This is a genomic window from Pseudomonas sp. B21-017, from assembly GCF_024749245.1.
In the GTDB taxonomy this organism is placed as follows: domain Bacteria; phylum Pseudomonadota; class Gammaproteobacteria; order Pseudomonadales; family Pseudomonadaceae; genus Aquipseudomonas.
The window spans coordinates 3607654-3626415 of the sequence record NZ_CP087194.1 but is presented as its reverse complement, the minus strand read 5'-3'; the positions used below and the strand labels follow the sequence as shown (position 1 = coordinate 3626415).

At 62.2% G+C, this 18762-nt stretch carries 12 protein-coding genes; 1 reads left to right on the top strand and 11 read right to left on the bottom strand.

Annotation, left to right across the window (positions count from 1 at the left end; translation table 11 throughout):
* Positions 1-65 precede the first annotated feature (65 nt).
* The 11 genes from LOY28_RS16270 to LOY28_RS16220 form a co-directional block, all read right to left on the bottom strand.
* On the bottom strand, positions 66-662 hold the full coding sequence (locus tag LOY28_RS16270) for a glutathione S-transferase (protein ID WP_258612134.1): 597 nt from the start codon (positions 660-662) through the stop codon (positions 66-68).
* Positions 659-4300: an AAA family ATPase gene (locus LOY28_RS16265; protein ID WP_258612133.1), complete on the bottom strand. Its 3642-nt coding sequence runs from the start codon at positions 4298-4300 to the stop codon at positions 659-661. The genes LOY28_RS16270 and LOY28_RS16265 overlap by 4 nt, the downstream gene beginning before the upstream one ends.
* A complete protein-coding gene (locus LOY28_RS16260; RefSeq protein ID WP_019650037.1) occupies positions 4297-5541 on the bottom strand; it encodes an exonuclease SbcCD subunit D C-terminal domain-containing protein in 1245 nt (414 codons plus the stop codon). The genes LOY28_RS16265 and LOY28_RS16260 overlap by 4 nt, the downstream gene beginning before the upstream one ends.
* 275 nt (positions 5542-5816) lie before the next feature.
* Complete coding sequence (locus LOY28_RS16255; RefSeq protein ID WP_018926165.1) at positions 5817-7457, bottom strand: BatD family protein; 1641 nt, start codon at positions 7455-7457, stop codon at positions 5817-5819.
* On the bottom strand, positions 7454-9190 hold the full coding sequence (locus LOY28_RS16250) for a tetratricopeptide repeat protein (RefSeq protein WP_018926164.1): 1737 nt from the start codon (positions 9188-9190) through the stop codon (positions 7454-7456). Before LOY28_RS16250 ends, LOY28_RS16255 begins: the two co-directional genes overlap by 4 nt.
* On the bottom strand, positions 9187-10281 hold the full coding sequence (locus LOY28_RS16245) for a VWA domain-containing protein (RefSeq protein ID WP_258612132.1): 1095 nt from the start codon (positions 10279-10281) through the stop codon (positions 9187-9189). The genes LOY28_RS16250 and LOY28_RS16245 overlap by 4 nt, the downstream gene beginning before the upstream one ends.
* Positions 10274-10768, bottom strand: coding sequence for a DUF4381 domain-containing protein (locus tag LOY28_RS16240; protein ID WP_019579298.1), 495 nt, complete (start codon positions 10766-10768; stop codon positions 10274-10276). The genes LOY28_RS16245 and LOY28_RS16240 overlap by 8 nt, the downstream gene beginning before the upstream one ends.
* Positions 10765-11709, bottom strand: coding sequence for a DUF58 domain-containing protein (locus LOY28_RS16235; protein WP_019579297.1), 945 nt, complete (start codon positions 11707-11709; stop codon positions 10765-10767). Before LOY28_RS16235 ends, LOY28_RS16240 begins: the two co-directional genes overlap by 4 nt.
* A 5-nt stretch (positions 11710-11714) precedes the next feature.
* Complete coding sequence (locus LOY28_RS16230) at positions 11715-12674, bottom strand: MoxR family ATPase (protein ID WP_007941298.1); 960 nt, start codon at positions 12672-12674, stop codon at positions 11715-11717.
* A 247-nt stretch (positions 12675-12921) separates the two neighbouring features.
* Complete coding sequence (locus tag LOY28_RS16225) at positions 12922-13275, bottom strand: hypothetical protein (RefSeq protein ID WP_258612131.1); 354 nt, start codon at positions 13273-13275, stop codon at positions 12922-12924.
* Positions 13276-13396: 121 nt separating this feature from the next.
* Positions 13397-13816, bottom strand: coding sequence for a hypothetical protein (locus LOY28_RS16220; protein ID WP_140393602.1), 420 nt, complete (start codon positions 13814-13816; stop codon positions 13397-13399).
* On the opposite strand from LOY28_RS16220, the gene LOY28_RS16215 reads away from it, so the two are divergent.
* A complete protein-coding gene (locus LOY28_RS16215; RefSeq protein ID WP_018926160.1) occupies positions 13791-18698 on the top strand; it encodes an NAD-glutamate dehydrogenase in 4908 nt (1635 codons plus the stop codon). The two genes, LOY28_RS16220 and LOY28_RS16215, sit on opposite strands and share 26 nt — an antisense overlap.
* Positions 18699-18762: the final 64 nt, after the last annotated feature.

The window sequence follows — 18762 nt, the reverse complement described above, 5'->3', positions numbered from 1 at the left end:
GTCAGTCGACATCAATGTTGAATGTTATGGCCCTTTCGCGGGCAAGCCTCGCTCCTACGAGGTCGCTATTTTTTCATTATTGATGTGAACAACTCTGATTCCAGAAAGCGCTGCAACCAGTCCTGCAATCGCACATAAGGTGTCTGCCCGAACCACTCGCGATCCACATGGGCGAATTGCCGCACGAACGGCATCAAGGCGACATCGGCCAGGCTCGGGTGCTCGCCCAGCAAGTAGGCGCGCCCCTCCAGCAATTGATCCAGCTTGCGCAAGAACACCTCGCCCTCGGCGCGATAAAACGTCATTGGTTGCTCGGGATAACGCTCGGCGTATTTGTAGCGATTGAGGTGCACCTTGAACACCTGATCGTTTTCTTCGATCAGCCCGGCGATGTATTGCTGCCCGACAGGGTCATCGTTGAGAAGCCAGTCCTGCGGATCGTTCTGCGCCAGCGCCCAGCGCATGATTTCCAGGCTTTCATCGATCACCCGGCCGTCCACGCTAAGCACCGGTACCGTGCCTTTGCTCGACAGCGCGAGCATTTCGGCCGGTTTGGCCTTGAGGCTGACCTCGACGATATTCACCGCAACCCCCGAATAACGCAGGGCCATGCGAGCGCGCATGGCGTAGGGGCAGCGGCGGAACGAATACAGCGTGATCATTTCACCTCCAGGGTACTCAGGCCGTTGCCCTGACGGTGGACCTGGATCTGCACCGGAATCCGTTCATGCATTTCCTGTACGTGGGAAATCACCGCGACCTTGCGTCCTTGCGCCTGCAGGCCGTCGAGGGCGTCCATGGCCAGTTGCAGGGATTCGGGGTCGAGGCTGCCGAAGCCTTCGTCGATGAACAGCGATTCGATTTTCAGCGTGCTCGATGCCATCGATGCCAAACCGAGCGCCAGCGCCAGCGACACCAGGAACGTCTCGCCGCCGGACAGCGAATGCACCGAGCGCAGTTCATCGCCCATCTCGGTGTCCATCACCAATAACCCGAGCATGCTGCCGCCCCGTTTCAGGCGATAGCGCCGCACCAGTTGCCGTAACTGGACGTTGGCGTGATGCACCAGCAGGTCGAGGTTGTAGGCCTGGGCGATTTTGCGGAAGGTGTCGCCGGTGGCCGAACCGATCAGCGCACTCAAGCGCGCCCAGCGCTGGTACTCGGCGTAGGCGTCGGCGATCTGCTGCGCCAGCGCCTGATTGGCGTTTTGTCGACGCTGATCTTCGGTTTGTTCGGCGCGCAATTCAGCGCAGCGATGCTCGCTGGCGGCGAACAGGTTTTGCAGCTCGGCCAGTGCCGTGGCCAGTTGTCCGGCGTCCAGGTTGCCGTTGTGCTGCGCCTGATGATCGCGCAAGCGCTGATCCCGCTCCTGCAACAGCACCTTGGCTTGCGCGATGTCTTGTTCGCTTTGCTGCAATCGTTGACGCAGCTCGCTGAGCTGTTGGTCGTTGACACCGAGCAGCGCTTCCAGCCCACCTTCGTCCAGCTCCGGATGCTGCGCGCGCCAGTCGGCGATCTTGCTGCTGAGCTCGCGGTCTTCGCTTTCCAGGGCTTGCGCACGTTCCTGTTGCGCCTTGAGTTCGGCGGCCAGTTGCACCAGCCCCGTGCGCACGCTTTGCAGTTCCTGATTGGCCGTCGCTTCGGCATTGCGCGCCTGTTCGACGGCCTGATCCAGTTGCTGTTGCCATTGTTCGGCGCTGGCGTGTTCGCCCAGCAGTTGCGTCAGTTTTTCCTGGCAAGCCTGTTGTTGCCCGGCCAACGCGCTGAACTGCTGCTGCGCGGCGTCCAGTTGCTGGGTGCGGGTCTGCTGGCGGTCTTGTTCTTTGTCCAGCGTCTGCAGGCGTTGTTGCTGTTCAGCGAGTTCATCGCGCTGCTGTTCGAGTTGTTGCAGGCGCTGGGCGATCTGCTGGTCGAGCTGCATGAAAGTCGCGGCGGGTTCATTGCGCAGGGCTTCCAGCGTCTGGGCTGGCAGCAGGCTGCTGAACGCACTCAGTTCTTCGTCCAGGCGTTGGCGATCGCTGCTCAACTCCCTTTGCTGGTTGAGCAGGTGTTGTGTCGCCTGTTGGTTCGCCGCTTCGGCGCTGCGCAGTTGTTGCGCCAGTCGCGCGGCATCTTGTTGCAGGGTGAGCAGGGCGGTTTGCCGCTGTTCGTCCTGGGTGATGCTCTGGTTCAACTGGCTGCTTTGTTGGGTCAGCCAGGCATCGCGTTTGTCTGCGTCCTGGGCCAACAGTTGAGCAGACAGAGGGTGCGCTTCCAGGCTCGGTGCCAGGCTCTGTTGCTGAGTGGCGAGTTGTTCTTGCTGTTGCAGCAATTCCTTTTGCTGAGCAATCAGGCCACCGACTTCGGCGCGCAGATCGGTGAGTTTTTCCTTGAGCAGGTCAACGGCTTTCTGGGCATTGGCCTGTTCGTTTTCATCGTGCCGACCGAGGCTTTGCAGCAAGGCTTCGGGCTGATGATAAGGATGGTCCGGGCTGCCACAAACCGGGCACGGCTGATCGTCCAGCAGTTGTGCACGCAGCTCTTCGACGCTGGCACTGCGTGCCAGGCGCTGACGTTCCAGCAGTTCGCGGGTGACGGTCAGGGTCTGTTCGGCAACGGTCAATTCGGCTTTGGTTTTCACGCCGTCCTGGGTCAGACGATCACGCTCTTGCTGAGCGGCGAGTTGGCGCTGCTGCAACTCGGCGCCGCGTTTGTCCAGTTCCTGCTGGCTGGCCCACAGCCGCGTCAGCTCTTCAATGGCCCGCAGTTGTTTGCGGTTGTCCTGTAGCAGGCTGCCGAGGATCTGAATCTGCTCGGCCACCGCTTCAGGTTCGGCGCCGGCCTCTTTGTACAGCAGCTCAAGGCTCTGGCGCTGGGTGGCCAGATCCTCGGCGGCGCGGGTGGCGTTTTGCTCCAGGCCGGCCAGTTCGGACTGGCCCTTGTTCAGGCGATTGCCGATCAGCATCAGTTGTTGCAGACGATCACGGTAGGCGTTCCAGGCGTCGCTCAGTGGCGCCAGATGAGTGCTCTGCTCAAGCTCACCGGCGATACGCTGCAACCGTTCTGCGACCTGTTTCTGCTGGTCAAGCAAGCCCTGAATCGTGCTTTGGCCCTGCGTGCAGGCCAGTTCCGCCTGCTGCTTGAGGTCGGCGCTGAGACTGGCGTCCTTGACCAGGCGGGCGAGGGTGCTTTGCTCTTCGAAGGCCTGACGCAGCAGTGGCGCGCTGTTGCTGTGTTGGCTTTGTGCGGCGGCCAGTGCCGACTGCGCCGCGCTCAGGCTGTGTTCGAGCTGAGCCTGACGCGCGTTCAGTTTGGTTTGCTGTTGGGTATGCTGCTGAATCTGTGCCGCCAGCGGTGTGAGCTGGGTGGTCAATTCGGTCTTTCGCGCGAATTGGTGCCGTTGCGGGGCCAGTTGCTCCAGACGGGTCAGCTTCAAGCGCTCGCTGGCCAGGCTGTCCCAGTGTTGTTGGGCGGATTGCAGTTGCTCGGTGGCGCTCTGTTGCGCGTCCTGCAACTGGCGCAGGTCCTTGAGCCAGGTGTGTTGCAGCTCCAATTGCTTGAGCTGCGCCTGCTGGGTCTTGAGTTGCTGCTGCGCGTCATTGAAGCGCTCATCAAGCTCGGCCCGGGCTTCAGGCGATAGTGGCGTGACCCCGGTGGCCTGGTCCTGCAACAGCTTGTGGGCTTCGCGCGCTTCTTTGGTCTTGTCGAAGGCGCGGCGACCGAGGCGGGTGTAGAGCGCGGTGTCGGTGAGCTTTTCCAGCAGTTCGCTACGGTCGTTGTCGTCCGCCTTGAGGAATGCACTGAACTCGCTCTGGGCCAGCAACACGGCGCGGGTGAACTGTTCGAAGTTCAGGCCCAGCGCGGTTTCGAGCTGAGTCTTGTATTCGCCTTTCTGGCTGGCCAGCAGTTGATCCTGATCGATGTCGCGCAGGCTCTGGCGACTGGCTTGCAGCTTGCCGCCGGCCTTTTCCCGAGCGCGATTGGCCTCCCAGCGCGCGCGATAGCGGCGACCGTCGATGCCGACGAAATCCACTTCGGCATAACCTTCGCCGGTGCCACGACGCAGCAGGGTCCGCGGGTCGCCGGTGCCGATTTCGCCATCAGCGTCCGGAACCTTGGCATCGCGGCCGGTATTGTTCAGCCGCGGCACGGCGCCAAACAGCGCCAGGCACAGCGCATCGAGCAGGGTGCTTTTGCCGGCGCCGGTCGGCCCGGTAATCGCAAACAGGCCGGCACTGGCCAAGGGTTCGGCGGTGAAGTCGATTTCAAATGGCCCGGCCAGGGAAGCGAGGTTTTTCAGGCGGATCGCGAGGATTTTCATGGTTGCTCGCTCTCCATCTGCACATCTTGCAGCAGCTCGGCGAAGTCCCTGAGCGTTTGCTCGTCGACCTCGCTGCCGTAGTTGTCCTGCCAGGCGCGGCTGAACAGTTCCTGCGGCGTCAGTTGGTCCAGTTCGATCAAGGTGGCGCCGTCCTCGACGCCGTCGCGGCTGCCGTTGCCGGCGTATTCGGCGGCAATCCGCACCAGCCGTACCGCTTTGCCTTGCAGGGCTGTTTCCACTTGATGGCGCAGGTCCGGTTGCGGTTCATCGAGGCGCACCCGCACTTCCAGCCACGGCTGGCGCTGGATGTCGGCGAGCAGGTCGATGTTGGGCAGGTCGGCCAGTTGCAGCAGGATCTCCGCCAGCGGCGCGGGGCCGAGGCGTTGCAGGTTCACTGGTCGGGGAATGAGCTTCGGTTCGACGCTGAGCAGGGTTTCGCCATCCAGTTTGATGTCGAGAATCTGATGCTGATAACCGATCTCGGAGAACGATAACGGAATCGGCGAGCCGCTGTAGCGGATGCGTTCTTCGCCGTTGACCTTCTGCGGCTTGTGCAAATGCCCGAGGGCGACATAGCTGATGCTCGGCCCGAACAGGCTGGCAGGCAGGGCTTCAGCGTTGCCGATGATCAGGCTGCGCTCGGAGTCCTCGGACACCGAACCGCCGGCCATGTGCGCATGGCTGATAGCGATCAGCGCCTGACCCGGCTTGCGCTTGGCGTTCGCCGCTTCAATCAGCCATTCGTGAACCTGGCCGATGCCGCGCAAATAGTTGTCACCCAGCTGCGCGCCGGTCACTTCGGCGGGGCGCAGGAACGGCAGCGCCAGGCACCAGGCAGCGATTGCGCCGCTGGCATCCGGCAACGGCAGCAACAGGCGTTCGGCATCCAGTTGGCCGTCATCCAGCCACAGCACGCGCCCCAGGGCGTGAGTGCGCAAGCGGCGCATCAACGGCGCGGGCAGTTCGATGCGCGAGCCGGAGTCGTGGTTGCCGGCGATCATCACGATGGTCAGCAAGGGCTGCTGCTCGTGGGCGCTGACGATGAAATCGTAGAGGCGTTCCTGGGCTTTGACCGGCGGGTTGACCGTGTCGAAGATATCGCCGGCAATCAGCAGCACATCAGGCTGGTCCAGCTTCAGCTGACGCAGCAGCCAGTCGAGAAAACAGGCGTGCTCGAAATCGCGTTCCTGGCCGTGCAGGTTCTGCCCAAGGTGCCAGTCGGAGGTGTGGAACAGACGCAAGGCGTACTCCGCAACAAAATAAGGTGATGGCCGCGGGGGAAATGATGGCGGCTAAAGAGGGGAGAGTTTACTGGCAAATACTTGGGATGGCGCGATGGATCTGATCGAGCCGAAGGCCTGTGGCGAGGGAGCTTGCTCCCGCTGGGCTGCGAAGCAGCCCCAAAACCACACCCCTCATTTCTTCCGGTATGGCGCATCAGCCATTTGCGACTGCTGCGCAGCCGAACGGGACGGTGCGGCGATCCGACAAGCTCCCTCGCCACAAGGTCCAGTGATTATTTGGGATAAAGCGGCGGCAACCCACTGTCGCCGACCACGCCTTGAAACCCTTCGGCCGTCGGGATCGCCCGGATGGCGCGCCAGAGTTCTTCGCCTTGCCAGTACTGGCCGGTTTCGCTGTAGAGCGCGCCGTTCAGGCCGTCGAGGGCATCGGACAGCGGCACGAAGCGGGCGGCCATGTCGGCCAGGGTTTCCGGTTGTTGCCGGGCCCAGGCGTCGAGGGCCTGGCGGGTGGCGTGGGTGTCGTTGGCCTGGCAGGCGCGTTTGAGGTCGTCGAGCAGCGTGCGTGGGCTCGGGCCGGTCTGCGCTGCCCGCAGGACTGCCGGTTGCGAGCGGGCGCGCCACCAGAGGCCGAAGCCTAGCAGGGTGGTGCAGGCCAGAATTGCCGTACTGAGTTTCCACCACCAAAGGGCTTCGTTGCTGGCGCCGGACATCACCAGCGGGCCGCTCGCCGGGGTGTCGACGATCAGGCTCGGATTGCTCGCCACTTGCAGCGTGCGGGCCGGCAGGCTGGTGTGTTCCAGATGATCCTCGAAGGTGTTCCACCAGATCACTTCAACGCTCGGCAAGTCGATGTCGCCGGTGCGGGTCGGCACCAGGGCTTCACGGTCCTCGCGACTGCCGACCAAGCCACGCTCTCCGCTCTGGTTGCTCAGCACCGGTTGATCCGGGTAGCGCCGCAGGCCGTTGATCTCGGTGGCGGGCAACGGTGGCAGTTGAGAGCTGGCGAGGCCTTCGGCGCTCAAGGTCAGGCTGCGGGTCAGCGAGTCGCCGACCTGAGCATGATCCGGTTCCGGGCTCCAGCTTTCACTCAGGCTCAGGCTGCGGGCCGGTAGCCAGGGAACATCGGCTGGATAACTGCCGGGCTTGGCCTTGACCGTCAGCGGAATCTCGGTGGAACTGACGCGCATCAATTTGCCCGGTTTTGGCCCCTGGGGCGATCCGTCCTGGGACGGTTGGGCATCGACCAGTGTGGCACTGAACACTTGCGCCGGAATGGTCAATACACCGCTGTGCTGTGGGTAGATCGCGTAGCGCATTTCGATCACGCCGTGGCGCAAACCGTTGATGGCTTTCTCGTAGGTGCGCGACTCGCCCAGTTGTTCGATGCGCGCATCGGGAATCTGCAACGGGGTCAGGCTGCTGTCGTCGTACAGCGACACCGAATGATAAATGCGCAAGGTCAGGATCGCCTGAGCCTGCACATAGACGCTGTTCTGGTCGAGGCTGGCTTCGATGAACACCGGCGCTAGCGTGTTGCTGCTGTCCTGGGTTTCGCTTTCGATCACCTGCACGGTAATCGGTTGGCTCTGCGCCTCGCCCAGTTGCAGTGACGGAATTACCACACTGCCGTTCTGCCGGGGCAGCAGGGTGATGATCCAGCGGGTGGTCGCTTGAGTGTTGCCGTTGAGGGTGTTCGGTTGGTTGACCTGACGGGTACCGCGCACCTCGAACTGCGGCTCCAGCGGAGTCAGGTCGGGTTTGCCGAACTGGGTCACGTCGCTGGATTCCAGAGTCAGTTCGACCGTCTCCCCGGAATTCAGGCGACTGCGATCGACACTGGCGACCAGCTCCGCGGCCTGGGCCTGAGCGGTCCAGAGAAGCAGTGCAAGCAAGAAGGCGGTGAAGCGGGTCATCGAGTTTTTCCCTGATCCTGATGTTGTTGCTGTTCGTACCAGAATTTGCGCCGGAGCAGTTCGCCGGGGTCATCCGGGATCTTGCGCAACCATTGCTCCAGCGCCTGTTGCTGTTCGCCTTCGAGCATGTCGCTGGCGGGGCGCCGTGGTGGCGTGGTGCTTTGTTCATCCCCCAATTCGCTGCCCGGAACTTCATTGGCGCCCGGTTGCGGTGGTGCCGTGGGCGGCTGCTCGGCGTCCGGCGTGGCCTGTTGGGCATCGGTTTTCGGCTCGCCATCGCTCGGCTGGGTGGCGCTGCCCGGTGGCGGTTCCTGAGGCATGGTTTCGGTTTCGCCCTCGGCGGTTTTGTCCGGCTCGACGGGCGGTGTAGCGGTTTTCTGCTTGAGCAGCGCTTCCACCAGTGCCTTGTTGGTCAGCGCCGGGCGCAGGTCTGGCTGAAGTTCCAGCGCTTGCTCATAAGCATCCAGCGCCGCTTCCAGTTCGCCGCTTTTGGCCAGCGCGTTACCCCGATTGTAGTGGGCGTGGGCGTCGTTGCCTTGGGCAAACCGCTGGGCGGCGCCACTGTAGTCGCCAGCTTCATAGAGCGCCACACCTTGCCATTGCGGGTCTTCGAAATGCTGCGCGGCTTCGGCAGGGCGCTTTTGTTTGAGCAAGTGCAAACCCTGCTGATCGGGCCGCAGCCACAAGTCTTCGAAATCGAAGGCATAACTCGGTTGCGGCAACAGGAACAGCAGCGGCAAGCAGAACAGCCAGCCGCGACGCCCGGCACAGGCGGCCAGCAATAATAACGGCAGCAGCAGCCAGTAACCCTGATCGGCCCAGGTGTCGAGGCGTAACGTCTGGCCGTCGTTGCGCAGGTCCCGTGGGCCGTCGAGCAGGCCGAGGTCGCGCAGGTCGGCATCGTCCAGGCGTGCCTGGGCGTAACCTCCACCCAGGCCATTGGCAAAGGCTTTCAGGCTGGGGCCGTCCAGATGCGGCACCAGAATCGCGCCCTGATCGTCCTTGAGGAAACTGCCGTCGTCCTGTGCGACCGGCGCACCTTCGGCGGTACCGATGCCGAGCATCAGAAATTGTGTGGACTTGGCGTCCAGCGCCTGACGAATCCCTTGGCGTTCGTGTTCCGTCAGCGACGAACCGATCAGCAGGATCCGCCCCTGGCCAAGGGCTCCCTGATCCAGCAGCGTCAGGGCCTTGGCCACCGCCAGATCGGCGCGATGACCGGCCTGGGGCATCAGCGACGGCTTGAGCGCATCCAAAAGATTGCGGCTGGTCGACAGGTCATCCGACAGTGGCACCAGCGTATGGGCGCTGCCGGCGTAGACGACGATGGCGGTCTGCGCGTCGCTGCGGTTTTGCAGCAGATCCAGCAGTTTGCGCCGGGCCTGTTCCAGCCGGTTTGGCGCAACGTCTGCGGCGAGCATTTCCGGGGTCAACTCAAGCAACACCACCAGCGGGTCAGCGGGTTTCTGGCCGGTTTGCTCAACGCGTTGCCAGCTCGGCCCCAGCAGGGCCAGCACGGTCAGCACCCAGGCCAGGCCCAGGGCGACCCACGGCAGTTTGCTCTCGCGACCGCTGCCACCACTGAGCAAGGCGGCATGGAAGGCCGGTGGCAGAATCATTTGCCAGCGACCCGCGCGCTTCTGCCGGTGCCAGAGTTGCCAGAGCAACCAGCCCAGCAACGGCAGCAATAACAGCCACCAAGGGCGGAACCAGTACGGCCAGAGAGCGATCATCGGCGCCTCCGCAGACGCAGGCGTTTGAGGCGCTGACGCCAGTCGGGCAGTTGCGTATGCAGAAACCGCTCTTTGGTAAACAGCTTCTTGGTGAATAGACGTTGCAACGGGTTATCCGGCCAGCGCTCACGGATCACCAGCAGCATGCTCAACAGCAGCGCCATTGCCAGAGGCCAGTGATACAACGCCTGGGCCGGACGGGCCTGCGTAGGTTGCTGGGCTACCGGTTCCAGTTTGTCGAGGGTGGTCTTGATCGCCTGCAATTCCTGGCCGTCGCGGGCGCGGAAATACTGGCCTCCGGTGGCTTGGGCAATGGCTTTCAAGGCCGGCTCGTCGAGGTCCAGGCTCGGGTTGATGCCCAGGAAGCCCAGGGTGCCGCTTTGTTCCGGGTCGGCGCCGATGCCGATCGGGTAGATTCTTACGCCTTCATTCGCCGCCAGGCGTGCGGCGGTCAGCGGATCGATTTCGCCGCCATTGTTGGCACCGTCGGTGACCAGAATCAGCACGCGGCTTTGTGCCGGGCGTTGGCGCAGGCGTTTGAGGGCCAGGCCGATGGCGTCGCCGATGGCGGTGTTCTTGCCGGCAATACCGATTCGCGCTTCGTCGAGCCAGACACGCACGGTATGGCGGTCGAAGGTCAGCGGCGCTTGCAGATAGGCCTGGCTGCCGAACAGGATCAACCCGACCCGGTCGCCATCGCGACTTTCGAGAAAATCACCGAGCAAATGCTGCACCAGTGACAGTCGGCTGACGTCTTCGTCCTGCCACTGCATGTCGGGGAAGTCCATTGAGCCGGAGACGTCCACCGCCACCAGCAAATCGCGGCCACTGGCGGCAATCGGTAGCGGTTCGCCGAGCCATTGCGGGCGCGCCGCGGCGATCAGCAGCAATAGCCACATCAGAATGAACGGGGCTTGCTGGCGCCAGGTCGGCAGGTTGGCCCGGGCGCGGCGGCGAGCGAGGCCTTCGAGGTCGCTGAGGAAGCTGACCTTGAGCGCCGGTTCGCCACTGTCGGCCACTGGCAACAGCACCCGCATCAGCCACGGTAGCGGCAGCAGGGCGAAAATCCACGGCCAGGCGAACTCAAACATGTTTGCGAATCCAGGTGTCGACGGCTTGAGTCAGGCCGGCGATGGCCTTGTCGTCGAGTTTGCACTCGGGCTTGTAGGCACCTTCCACCAGCACCATCCAGCGTGTAAGGCCAGCAGCCGGGCAGCGGTTGTCGAGGAACGCCAGCCACTGGCGGCCGTTGAGGGTGTGGCTCTGACTGTAGGGGTAATGGTTGCGGCACAGGCGTTTGAGCAAACCGTTGAGTTGCTGCAGCCAGGCACCGGCCGGGGCGCCGTCGTAGGGTTTGGGCATCAGTGCGAGTTCGGCCAGGGCGGCGAGGCGCACCGGGTCCAGCGGTTGTTCGGCGCGCACGACAGGGCGCTTGTCCGGAATGAAGCGTCGCAACTGCCATACGCCGAAACCGATCAGCGGCAGCAACAACAGCAGCAGCCACCAGCCCGGTGCCGGCGGCCAGAAGCCGATCGGTGGCGGGGAAATCAGCGGTTGCAGTTGATCGAGGCTGCTCATCGACCTTTCCCCGGACGTTGTGGGTTCAGGTATTCACGCAATTGCTCGACCATTTCGCTTTGGGTGCTCAACGGCATCAGCAACACCCGCAGCTTCTGCGCCAGCAGCTCCCAGCGGGCGATGCGTGCTTCCGCTTGGGCGCGATAGGCCTGGCGCAGGTCGAAATTCAAGGTGTCGAGTTCCAGTTGCGCGCCGTGTTCGGCAAAACGAAGCAGGCCGGCGGCGGGCAGGGCGTGATCCAGCGGGTCGGACACCGGCAGCAGCAACAGGTCGCAATGGCGCGACAACAGGCTCAGTTGCTGCTCGGCACTGTCGGACAAGGCGCGTTCGTCGCAGATCACAATCACCAGGCTGCCAGGGCGCAGCACTTCCCGGGCGCGGCGCAGGGCAATGCCGAAGGCATCGCGGTCCGGTTCGCGCTCGGTGTGCAGCGATTGATTGACCCGCACCAGCCGGTTGAGCAGTTGCAGCAGGCTCTGCTTACTGCGTCGAGGCTTGATTTCGTAATGCTCGTTGTCGCCGAACACCAGCCCGCCGACCCGGTCGTTATGCCCCAGCGCGGCCCAGCCAATCAGGCTCGCGGCCTGGGCGGCCAGCACCGACTTGAACATCAACCCGGAGCCGAAAAACAGCCGGCGGCTCTGTTCGACCATGATGAAGATCGGCCGCTCACGTTCCTCATGGAACAGCTTGGTGTGCGGTTCCTGGGTCCGGGCGGTGACGCGCCAGTCGATGCTGCGCACATCATCGCCGGCCTGATAGACCCGCACCTGATCGAAGTCCACCCCGCGCCCGCGCAGTTTGGAGTGGTGCAGGCCGATCAGCGGGCTGCGCTGGCTCGGCGTGGAAAACAGCTGCACTTCGCGCACACGATGGCGCATCTCGATCAGCTCGGCGAGGCTGATGCGGATGCCCGGCTCGGGCGGCAGAAGGGTGTTCATCGGGGTCAAGCGACGGCTACGACGTCGAGAATCCGCTGGACCACCCGGTCCTGGTCGATGCCAGCGGCTTCGGCTTCAAAGGAAAGAATGATGCGGTGACGCAACACATCGAACAGCACCGCCTGAATGTCTTCGGGGCTGACGAAGTCGCGACCGGCCAGCCAGGCATGCGCCCGGGCGCAACGGTCGAGGGCGATGGAGCCGCGTGGACTGGCGCCGTAGGCGATCCATTCGGCCATTTCCGGGTCGAACTTGGCCGGGATCCGGGTGGCCATGACCAGTTGCACCAGGTATTCCTCCACGGCGTCGGCCATGTACAAGCCGAGGATTTCCTTGCGCGCGGCGAAGATCGCCTGCTGGCTGACCCGGCGTTCAGGTTTGGTTTCGCCGTGCAGTGCTTCGCCACGGGCCTGTTGCAGAATCCGTCGTTCGACGGTGGCGTCGGGGAAGCCGATTTTCACGTGCATCAGGAACCGGTCGAGCTGGGCTTCGGGCAACGGGTAGGTGCCTTCCTGCTCGATGGGGTTTTGCGTGGCCATGACCAGAAACAGCGGCGACAGCTCGTAGGTGCTGCGCCCGACGCTGACCTGGCGTTCGCCCATGGCTTCGAGCAGGGCCGACTGGACCTTGGCCGGGGCACGGTTGATTTCGTCCGCCAGCACCAGGTTATGGAAGATCGGGCCTTGCTGGAACACGAAGCTGCCGGTTTCCGGGCGATAGATTTCCGTGCCGGTGATGTCGGCCGGCAGCAGGTCGGGGGTGAACTGGATGCGATGGAACTGTGCTTCGATGCCTTCGGCGAGTTCTTTGATGGCCTTGGTCTTGGCCAGCCCCGGGGCGCCCTCGACCAGCATGTGACCGTCGGCGAGCAAGGCGATGAGCAAGCGCTCGATGAGTTTTTCCTGGCCGAGAATCTGCGTTGAAAGAAAGGTTCGCAGCGCGAGCAGCGCTTCACGATGTTCCATCGATGACTGTTCCTGGAAAGGGTGACCGAAGACGTTCGAATAACGCCAGGGCTGGGGGCGTTACTTTAATCCATCGCGGGGGGCGCCGACTAACGGCATTTTGTAGAAATGTGCGGATTAACGCTCGTTCCCACGCTCTGCGTGGGAATGCATCACCGGACGCTCTGCGTCCCGCTTTAAAATCGTGACGCAGAGCGTCACAGGCTGCATCCCCACGCAGAGTGTGGGAACGATCACTAAACCGCCATCAGATTTCGCTGATGTAAGTACCAATCCCATTGAGGATGTTCTGCAAGGTTTCTTCCACCTCAGCCAGATCGCTGGCATCGGTACTGTGCAGGATTTCCAGCGAATCATTGCCATCCAGCGCATCGGCGTCCACGGCGGCGATTTCGATCAGCAGGCTGTCAGGGCTGAGGGTGACTTTCACGCCATCCAGGGCCGAAGGCTTGTCGTGGAAGATGATCTCCAGCTCGTCCTCGTCCGGAAAACGGCTCATCAGGAACATTTCGCCCTCGGCACTGGTGCAGCAGAGCATGGCCAGATTGTCTTCTTCGTCATCGCACGGGTTGACGATCAAGAGGTCGGTTGTGATTTGCATGGGGGAAATCCTGGCTCGGCGAGCGTTGTGAACACAACAAACGGCAATTCTGCCAGCCCTGGGGAATTTCTGCTTGGCTGAGTGTCAGAGGATGTGTTGTGAACATCCGATGCGTCTCGAGTCATTTCTGGTACGAAGGTGCCGTAAATCCGGGCATAAAACGCCCGTTTTCCTGCACGGCTGCTAGTGTTGTTCGAGGCGCATGCCACGAGTTACGTGCCGATGACCGAATATGTCGCAGCGCTGCAAGCACGGCCCTTGCCGCACTGGTTAAGCTGCGCAACGGATGAGCACCCGTAAAGGCATTGACGATGGCTGCGATGGTAGCCCCGCCAGTCGTTTTTGCAGATGCCCATTCAATGGAAGGTGAATGTGACCTGAGTGTCTCGTCCAGCTTCACCCAACTGTCGTCCTGTTTCCTCTGCCCGAGAATCAGGAACAGGGTGACGGATTGCCCCGAAAGGGGTTTGCACGCGACGCTTCCATCAATAACAAGCCCAAGCGGAGTACCACAGATGGCGTTCTTCACCGCAGCCAGCAAAGCCGACTTCCAGCACCAACTGCAAGCGGCACTGGCGCAGCACATCAGTGAACAGGCACTGCCACAAGTGGCGCTGTTCGCCGAACAATTTTTCGGCATCATTTCCCTCGACGAGCTGACCCAACGTCGGTTGTCCGATCTCGCCGGTTGCACCCTTTCTGCATGGCGCCTGCTTGAGCGCTTCGATCACGCTCAATCGCAAGTGCGTGTCTACAACCCCGATTACGAACGCCACGGCTGGCAGTCGACCCACACCGCGGTCGAAGTGCTGCACCACGATCTGCCATTCCTGGTGGATTCGGTGCGTACCGAGCTGAACCGTCGCGGCTACAGCATTCATACCCTGCAAACCACTGTGCTGAGCGTGCGTCGCGGCAGCAAGGGTGAGCTGTTGGAAATCCTGCCGAAAGGCACCCAGGGTGAAGGCATTCTGCAAGAATCGCTGATGTACCTGGAAATCGACCGTTGCGCCAACACGGCCGAATTGAATGTCCTGACCAAAGAGCTGGAGCAGGTTCTCGGTGAAGTCCGCGTTGCGGTCGCCGATTTCGAACCGATGAAAGCCAAGGTCCAGGAGCTGATCGAAGGCATCGACAATAGCCAGTTCGCCATCGACGCCGAAGAAAAATCCGAAATCAAGAGCTTCCTGGAATGGCTGGTGGGCAACCACTTCACCTTCCTGGGCTACGAAGAGTTCGTGGTGGGCGAGGATCAGAACGGCGGTCACATCGACTATGACCAGAGCTCGTTCCTCGGCCTGACCAAGCTGCTGCGCGCCGGCCTGACCGTCGATGACCTGCGCATCGAAGACTACGCCGTCAACTATCTGCGTGAACCGACGCCGCTGTCATTCGCCAAGGCGGCACACCCAAGCCGTGTCCACCGTCCGGCCTACCCGGACTACGTGTCGATCCGCCAGATCGATGCCAACGGCAAGGTCATCAAGGAATGCCGCTTCATGGGCCTGTACACCTCGTCGGTGTATGGCGAAAGCGTGCGGGTCATTCCTTACATCCGTCGCAAGGTCGAGATCATCGAGCAGCGCTCGGGCTTCCAGGCCAAGGCTCACTTGGGCAAGGAACTGGCCCAGGTACTTGAAGTGTTGCCTCGCGATGACCTGTTCCAGACGCCGGTGGATGAGTTGTTCGCTACCGTGATGTCGATCGTGCAGATCCAGGAACGCAACAAGATCCGCGTATTCCTGCGCAAAGACCCGTACGGTCGTTTCTGCTACTGCCTGGCCTATGTGCCGCGTGACATCTACTCCACCGAAGTGCGCCAGAAGATCCAGCAAGTGCTGATGGATCGTCTGAAAGCCTCTGACTGCGAGTTCTGGACCTTCTTCTCCGAATCCGTGCTGGCCCGTGTGCAGCTGATTCTGCGGGTCGACCCGAAGAACCGTCTGGACATCGACCCGGTTCTGCTGGAAAAAGAAGTGGTGCAGGCCTGCCGCAGCTGGCAGGACGACTACGCCAGCCTGGTGGTCGAGAGCTTCGGCGAAGCCCAGGGCACCAACGTGCTGGCCGACTTCCCGAAAGGCTTCCCGGCCGGTTACCGCGAGCGCTTCGCCGCCCACTCGGCTGTGGTCGACATGCAGCACCTGCTGAGCCTGAGCGAAAAGAATCCGCTGGTGATGAGCTTCTATCAGCCGCTGGGTCAGGTATCGGGCCAACGTGAGCTGCACTGCAAGCTGTATCACGCCGACACGCCGCTGGCGTTGTCCGATGTGTTGCCGATCCTGGAAAACCTCGGCCTGCGCGTACTGGGTGAATTCCCGTATCGCCTGCGCCACAACAGCGGTCGCGAGTTCTGGATCCACGACTTTGCGTTCACGGCTGCCGAAGGCCTGGAACTCGACATCCAGCAACTCAACGACACCTTGCAGGACGCTTTCGTCCACATCGTGCGTGGCGATGCCGAGAACGATGCGTTCAACCGTCTGGTACTGACCGCCGGCCTGCCATGGCGCGACGTGGCGCTGCTGCGCGCCTATGCCCGTTACATGAAGCAGATCCGTCTGGGCTTCGACCTGGGTTACATCGCCAGCACCCTGAACAACCACACCGACATCGCTCGCGAGTTGACCCGGTTGTTCAAAACCCGTTTCTACCTGGCGCGCAAGCTGGCCAGTGACGACCTGGAAGACAAGCAACAACGCCTGGAACACGCGATTCTGAGCGCACTGGACGATGTTCAGGTGCTCAACGAAGACCGCATCCTGCGTCGTTACCTGGACCTGATCAAGGCGACCCTGCGGACCAACTTCTACCAGACCGATGCTCACGGTCAGAACAAGTCCTACTTCAGCTTCAAGTTCAACCCGCACCAGATTCCAGAGCTGCCGAAGCCGGTTCCGAAGTTTGAAATCTTCGTTTACTCGCCGCGCGTCGAAGGCGTGCACCTGCGCTTCGGCAACGTGGCTCGCGGCGGTCTGCGCTGGTCCGACCGTGAAGAAGACTTCCGCACCGAAGTCCTGGGCCTGGTAAAAGCCCAGCAAGTGAAGAACTCGGTCATCGTGCCGGTGGGTGCGAAGGGTGGCTTCCTGCCGCGTCGCCTGCCACTGGGCGGCAGCCGTGACGAGATCGCGGCCGAGGGCATCGCCTGCTACCGCATCTTCATCTCGGGCCTGTTGGACATCACCGACAACCTGAAAGACGGTGCGCTGGTACCACCGGCCAACGTCGTGCGCCATGACGACGATGACCCGTACCTGGTGGTGGCGGCGGACAAGGGCACTGCGACCTTCTCCGACATCGCCAACGGTATCGCCATCGACTACGGCTTCTGGCTCGGCGACGCGTTCGCATCTGGCGGTTCCGCCGGTTACGACCACAAGAAAATGGGTATCACCGCCAAGGGCGCGTGGGTCGGCGTACAACGCCACTTCCGCGAACGCGGTATCAACGTCCAGGAAGACAGCATCACCGTGGTAGGCGTCGGCGACATGGCCGGTGACGTGTTCGGTAACGGCTTGCTGATGTCCGACAAGCTGCAACTGGTCGCAGCCTTCAACCACCTGCACATCTTCATCGACCCGAACCCGGAGCCTGCCAGCAGCTTCGCCGAGCGTCAGCGCCTGTTCGACCTGCCGCGTTCGGCCTGGTCGGATTACGACACCAGCATCATGTCCGAAGGCGGCGGTATCTTCTCCCGTAGCGCGAAGAGCATTGCCATCTCCGAGCAGATGAAAGAGCGCTTCGACATTCAGGCCGACAAGCTGACCCCGACCGAACTGCTCAATGCCTTGCTCAAGGCACCGGTAGACCTGTTGTGGAACGGCGGTATCGGCACGTACGTCAAAGCCAGCAGCGAAAGCCACGCCGATGTCGGCGACAAGGCCAACGATGCACTGCGCGTGAACGGCAACGAACTGCGCTGCAAGGTTGTGGGCGAGGGCGGTAACCTGGGCATGACCCAACTGGGCCGCGTCGAGTTCGGCCTCAATGGCGGCGGTTCCAACACCGATTTCATTGACAACGCCGGTGGCGTGGACTGCTCCGACCACGAAGTGAACATCAAGATCCTGCTGAACGAAGTGGTTCAGGCCGGCGACATGACCGACAAGCAACGTAACCAGTTGCTGGCGAGCATGACCGACGAAGTCGGTGGCCTGGTGTTGGGCAACAACTACAAGCAGACCCAGGCATTGTCGCTGGCGGCCCGTCGCGCGTTGCCACGGATCGCTGAATACAAGCGCCTGATGAACGATCTGGAAGCCCGTGGCAAGCTGGATCGCGCCATCGAGTTCCTGCCGTCGGAAGACGCGATCAACGAGCGCGTCGCGGCAGGCCATGGCCTGACCCGTGCCGAGCTGTCGGTGCTGATCTCCTACAGCAAGATCGACCTCAAGGAGCAGTTGCTGGGCTCCCTGGTGCCGGACGACGACTACCTGACCCGTGACATGGAAACCGCTTTCCCGCCGACGCTGGTCAGCAAGTTCTCTGCCGCCATGCGCCGTCACCGCCTGAAGCGCGAAATCGTCAGCACCCAGATCGCCAACGATCTGGTCAACCACATGGGCATTACCTTCGTTCAACGGCTCAAAGAGTCGACCGGCATGAGCCCGGCGAACGTGGCCGGTGCGTATGTGATCGTGCGTGACATTTTCCACCTCCCGCACTGGTTCCGTCAGATCGAAGCCCTGGATTATCAGGTCTCGGCCGACGTACAACTGGAGCTGATGGACGAGCTGATGCGTCTGGGCCGTCGCGCTACGCGCTGGTTCCTGCGTGCCCGCCGCAACGAGCAGAACGCCGCCCGTGACGTCGCGCATTTCGGTCCGCACCTGAAGGAGTTGGGCCTCAAGCTTGACGAACTGCTCAGTGGCGAGATTCGCGACACCTGGCAGGCTCGCTATCAGGCGTACGTCGAAGCCGGTGTGCCGGAGTTGCTGGCACGCATGGTGGCTGGCACCACGCACCTGTACACCCTGCTGCCGATCATCGAAGCCTCCGACGTGACCGGCCAGGATCCAGCAGATGTGGCCAAGGCCTACTTCGCCGTGGGCAGTGCGCTGGACATCACCTGGTACCTGCAACAGATCAGCGCCCTGCCGGTTGAAAACAACTGGCAAGCCCTGGCCCGTGAAGCGTTCCGCGATGACGTCGACTGGCAACAACGTGCGATCACCATCTCGGTCCTGCAACAGGGCGACGGCACCCAGGACGTGGAAACACGCCTGGAGCTGTGGATGGAGCAGAACGAAGGCATGATCGAACGCTGGCGCGCCATGCTGGTGGAAATCCGTGCCGCCAGTGGCACTGATTACGCCATGTACGCGGTGGCCAACCGTGAATTGCTGGATGTCGCGTTGAGCGGTCAAACGGTAGTACCTGCCGTTATCACCGCTACTGCGGGTGCCGAGCTGGAACCGGCTGCCTGATTGAGCGTTGAATGAAAAAGCCCCGTCTCGAGAGAGACGGGGCTTTTTTTTGCCTGACGGTTTT

What these genes read in the sequence shown, in the direction of transcription:
- LOY28_RS16270 (WP_258612134.1), bottom strand. Translation starts at nt 662, where the DNA reads ATGATCACGCTGTATTCGTTCCGCCGCTGCCCCTACGCCATGCGCGCT.
- LOY28_RS16265 (WP_258612133.1), bottom strand. Translation starts at nt 4,300, where the DNA reads ATGAAAATCCTCGCGATCCGCCTGAAAAACCTCGCTTCCCTGGCCGGG.
- LOY28_RS16255 (WP_018926165.1), bottom strand. Translation starts at nt 7,457, where the DNA reads ATGACCCGCTTCACCGCCTTCTTGCTTGCACTGCTTCTCTGGACCGCT.
- LOY28_RS16250 (WP_018926164.1), bottom strand. Translation starts at nt 9,190, where the DNA reads ATGATCGCTCTCTGGCCGTACTGGTTCCGCCCTTGGTGGCTGTTATTG.
- LOY28_RS16245 (WP_258612132.1), bottom strand. Translation starts at nt 10,281, where the DNA reads ATGTTTGAGTTCGCCTGGCCGTGGATTTTCGCCCTGCTGCCGCTACCG.
- LOY28_RS16240 (WP_019579298.1), bottom strand. Translation starts at nt 10,768, where the DNA reads ATGAGCAGCCTCGATCAACTGCAACCGCTGATTTCCCCGCCACCGATC.
- LOY28_RS16235 (WP_019579297.1), bottom strand. Translation starts at nt 11,709, where the DNA reads ATGAACACCCTTCTGCCGCCCGAGCCGGGCATCCGCATCAGCCTCGCC.
- LOY28_RS16230 (WP_007941298.1), bottom strand. Translation starts at nt 12,674, where the DNA reads ATGGAACATCGTGAAGCGCTGCTCGCGCTGCGAACCTTTCTTTCAACG.
- LOY28_RS16225 (WP_258612131.1), bottom strand. Translation starts at nt 13,275, where the DNA reads ATGCAAATCACAACCGACCTCTTGATCGTCAACCCGTGCGATGACGAA.
- LOY28_RS16215 (WP_018926160.1), top strand. Translation starts at nt 13,791, where the DNA reads ATGGCGTTCTTCACCGCAGCCAGCAAAGCCGACTTCCAGCACCAACTG.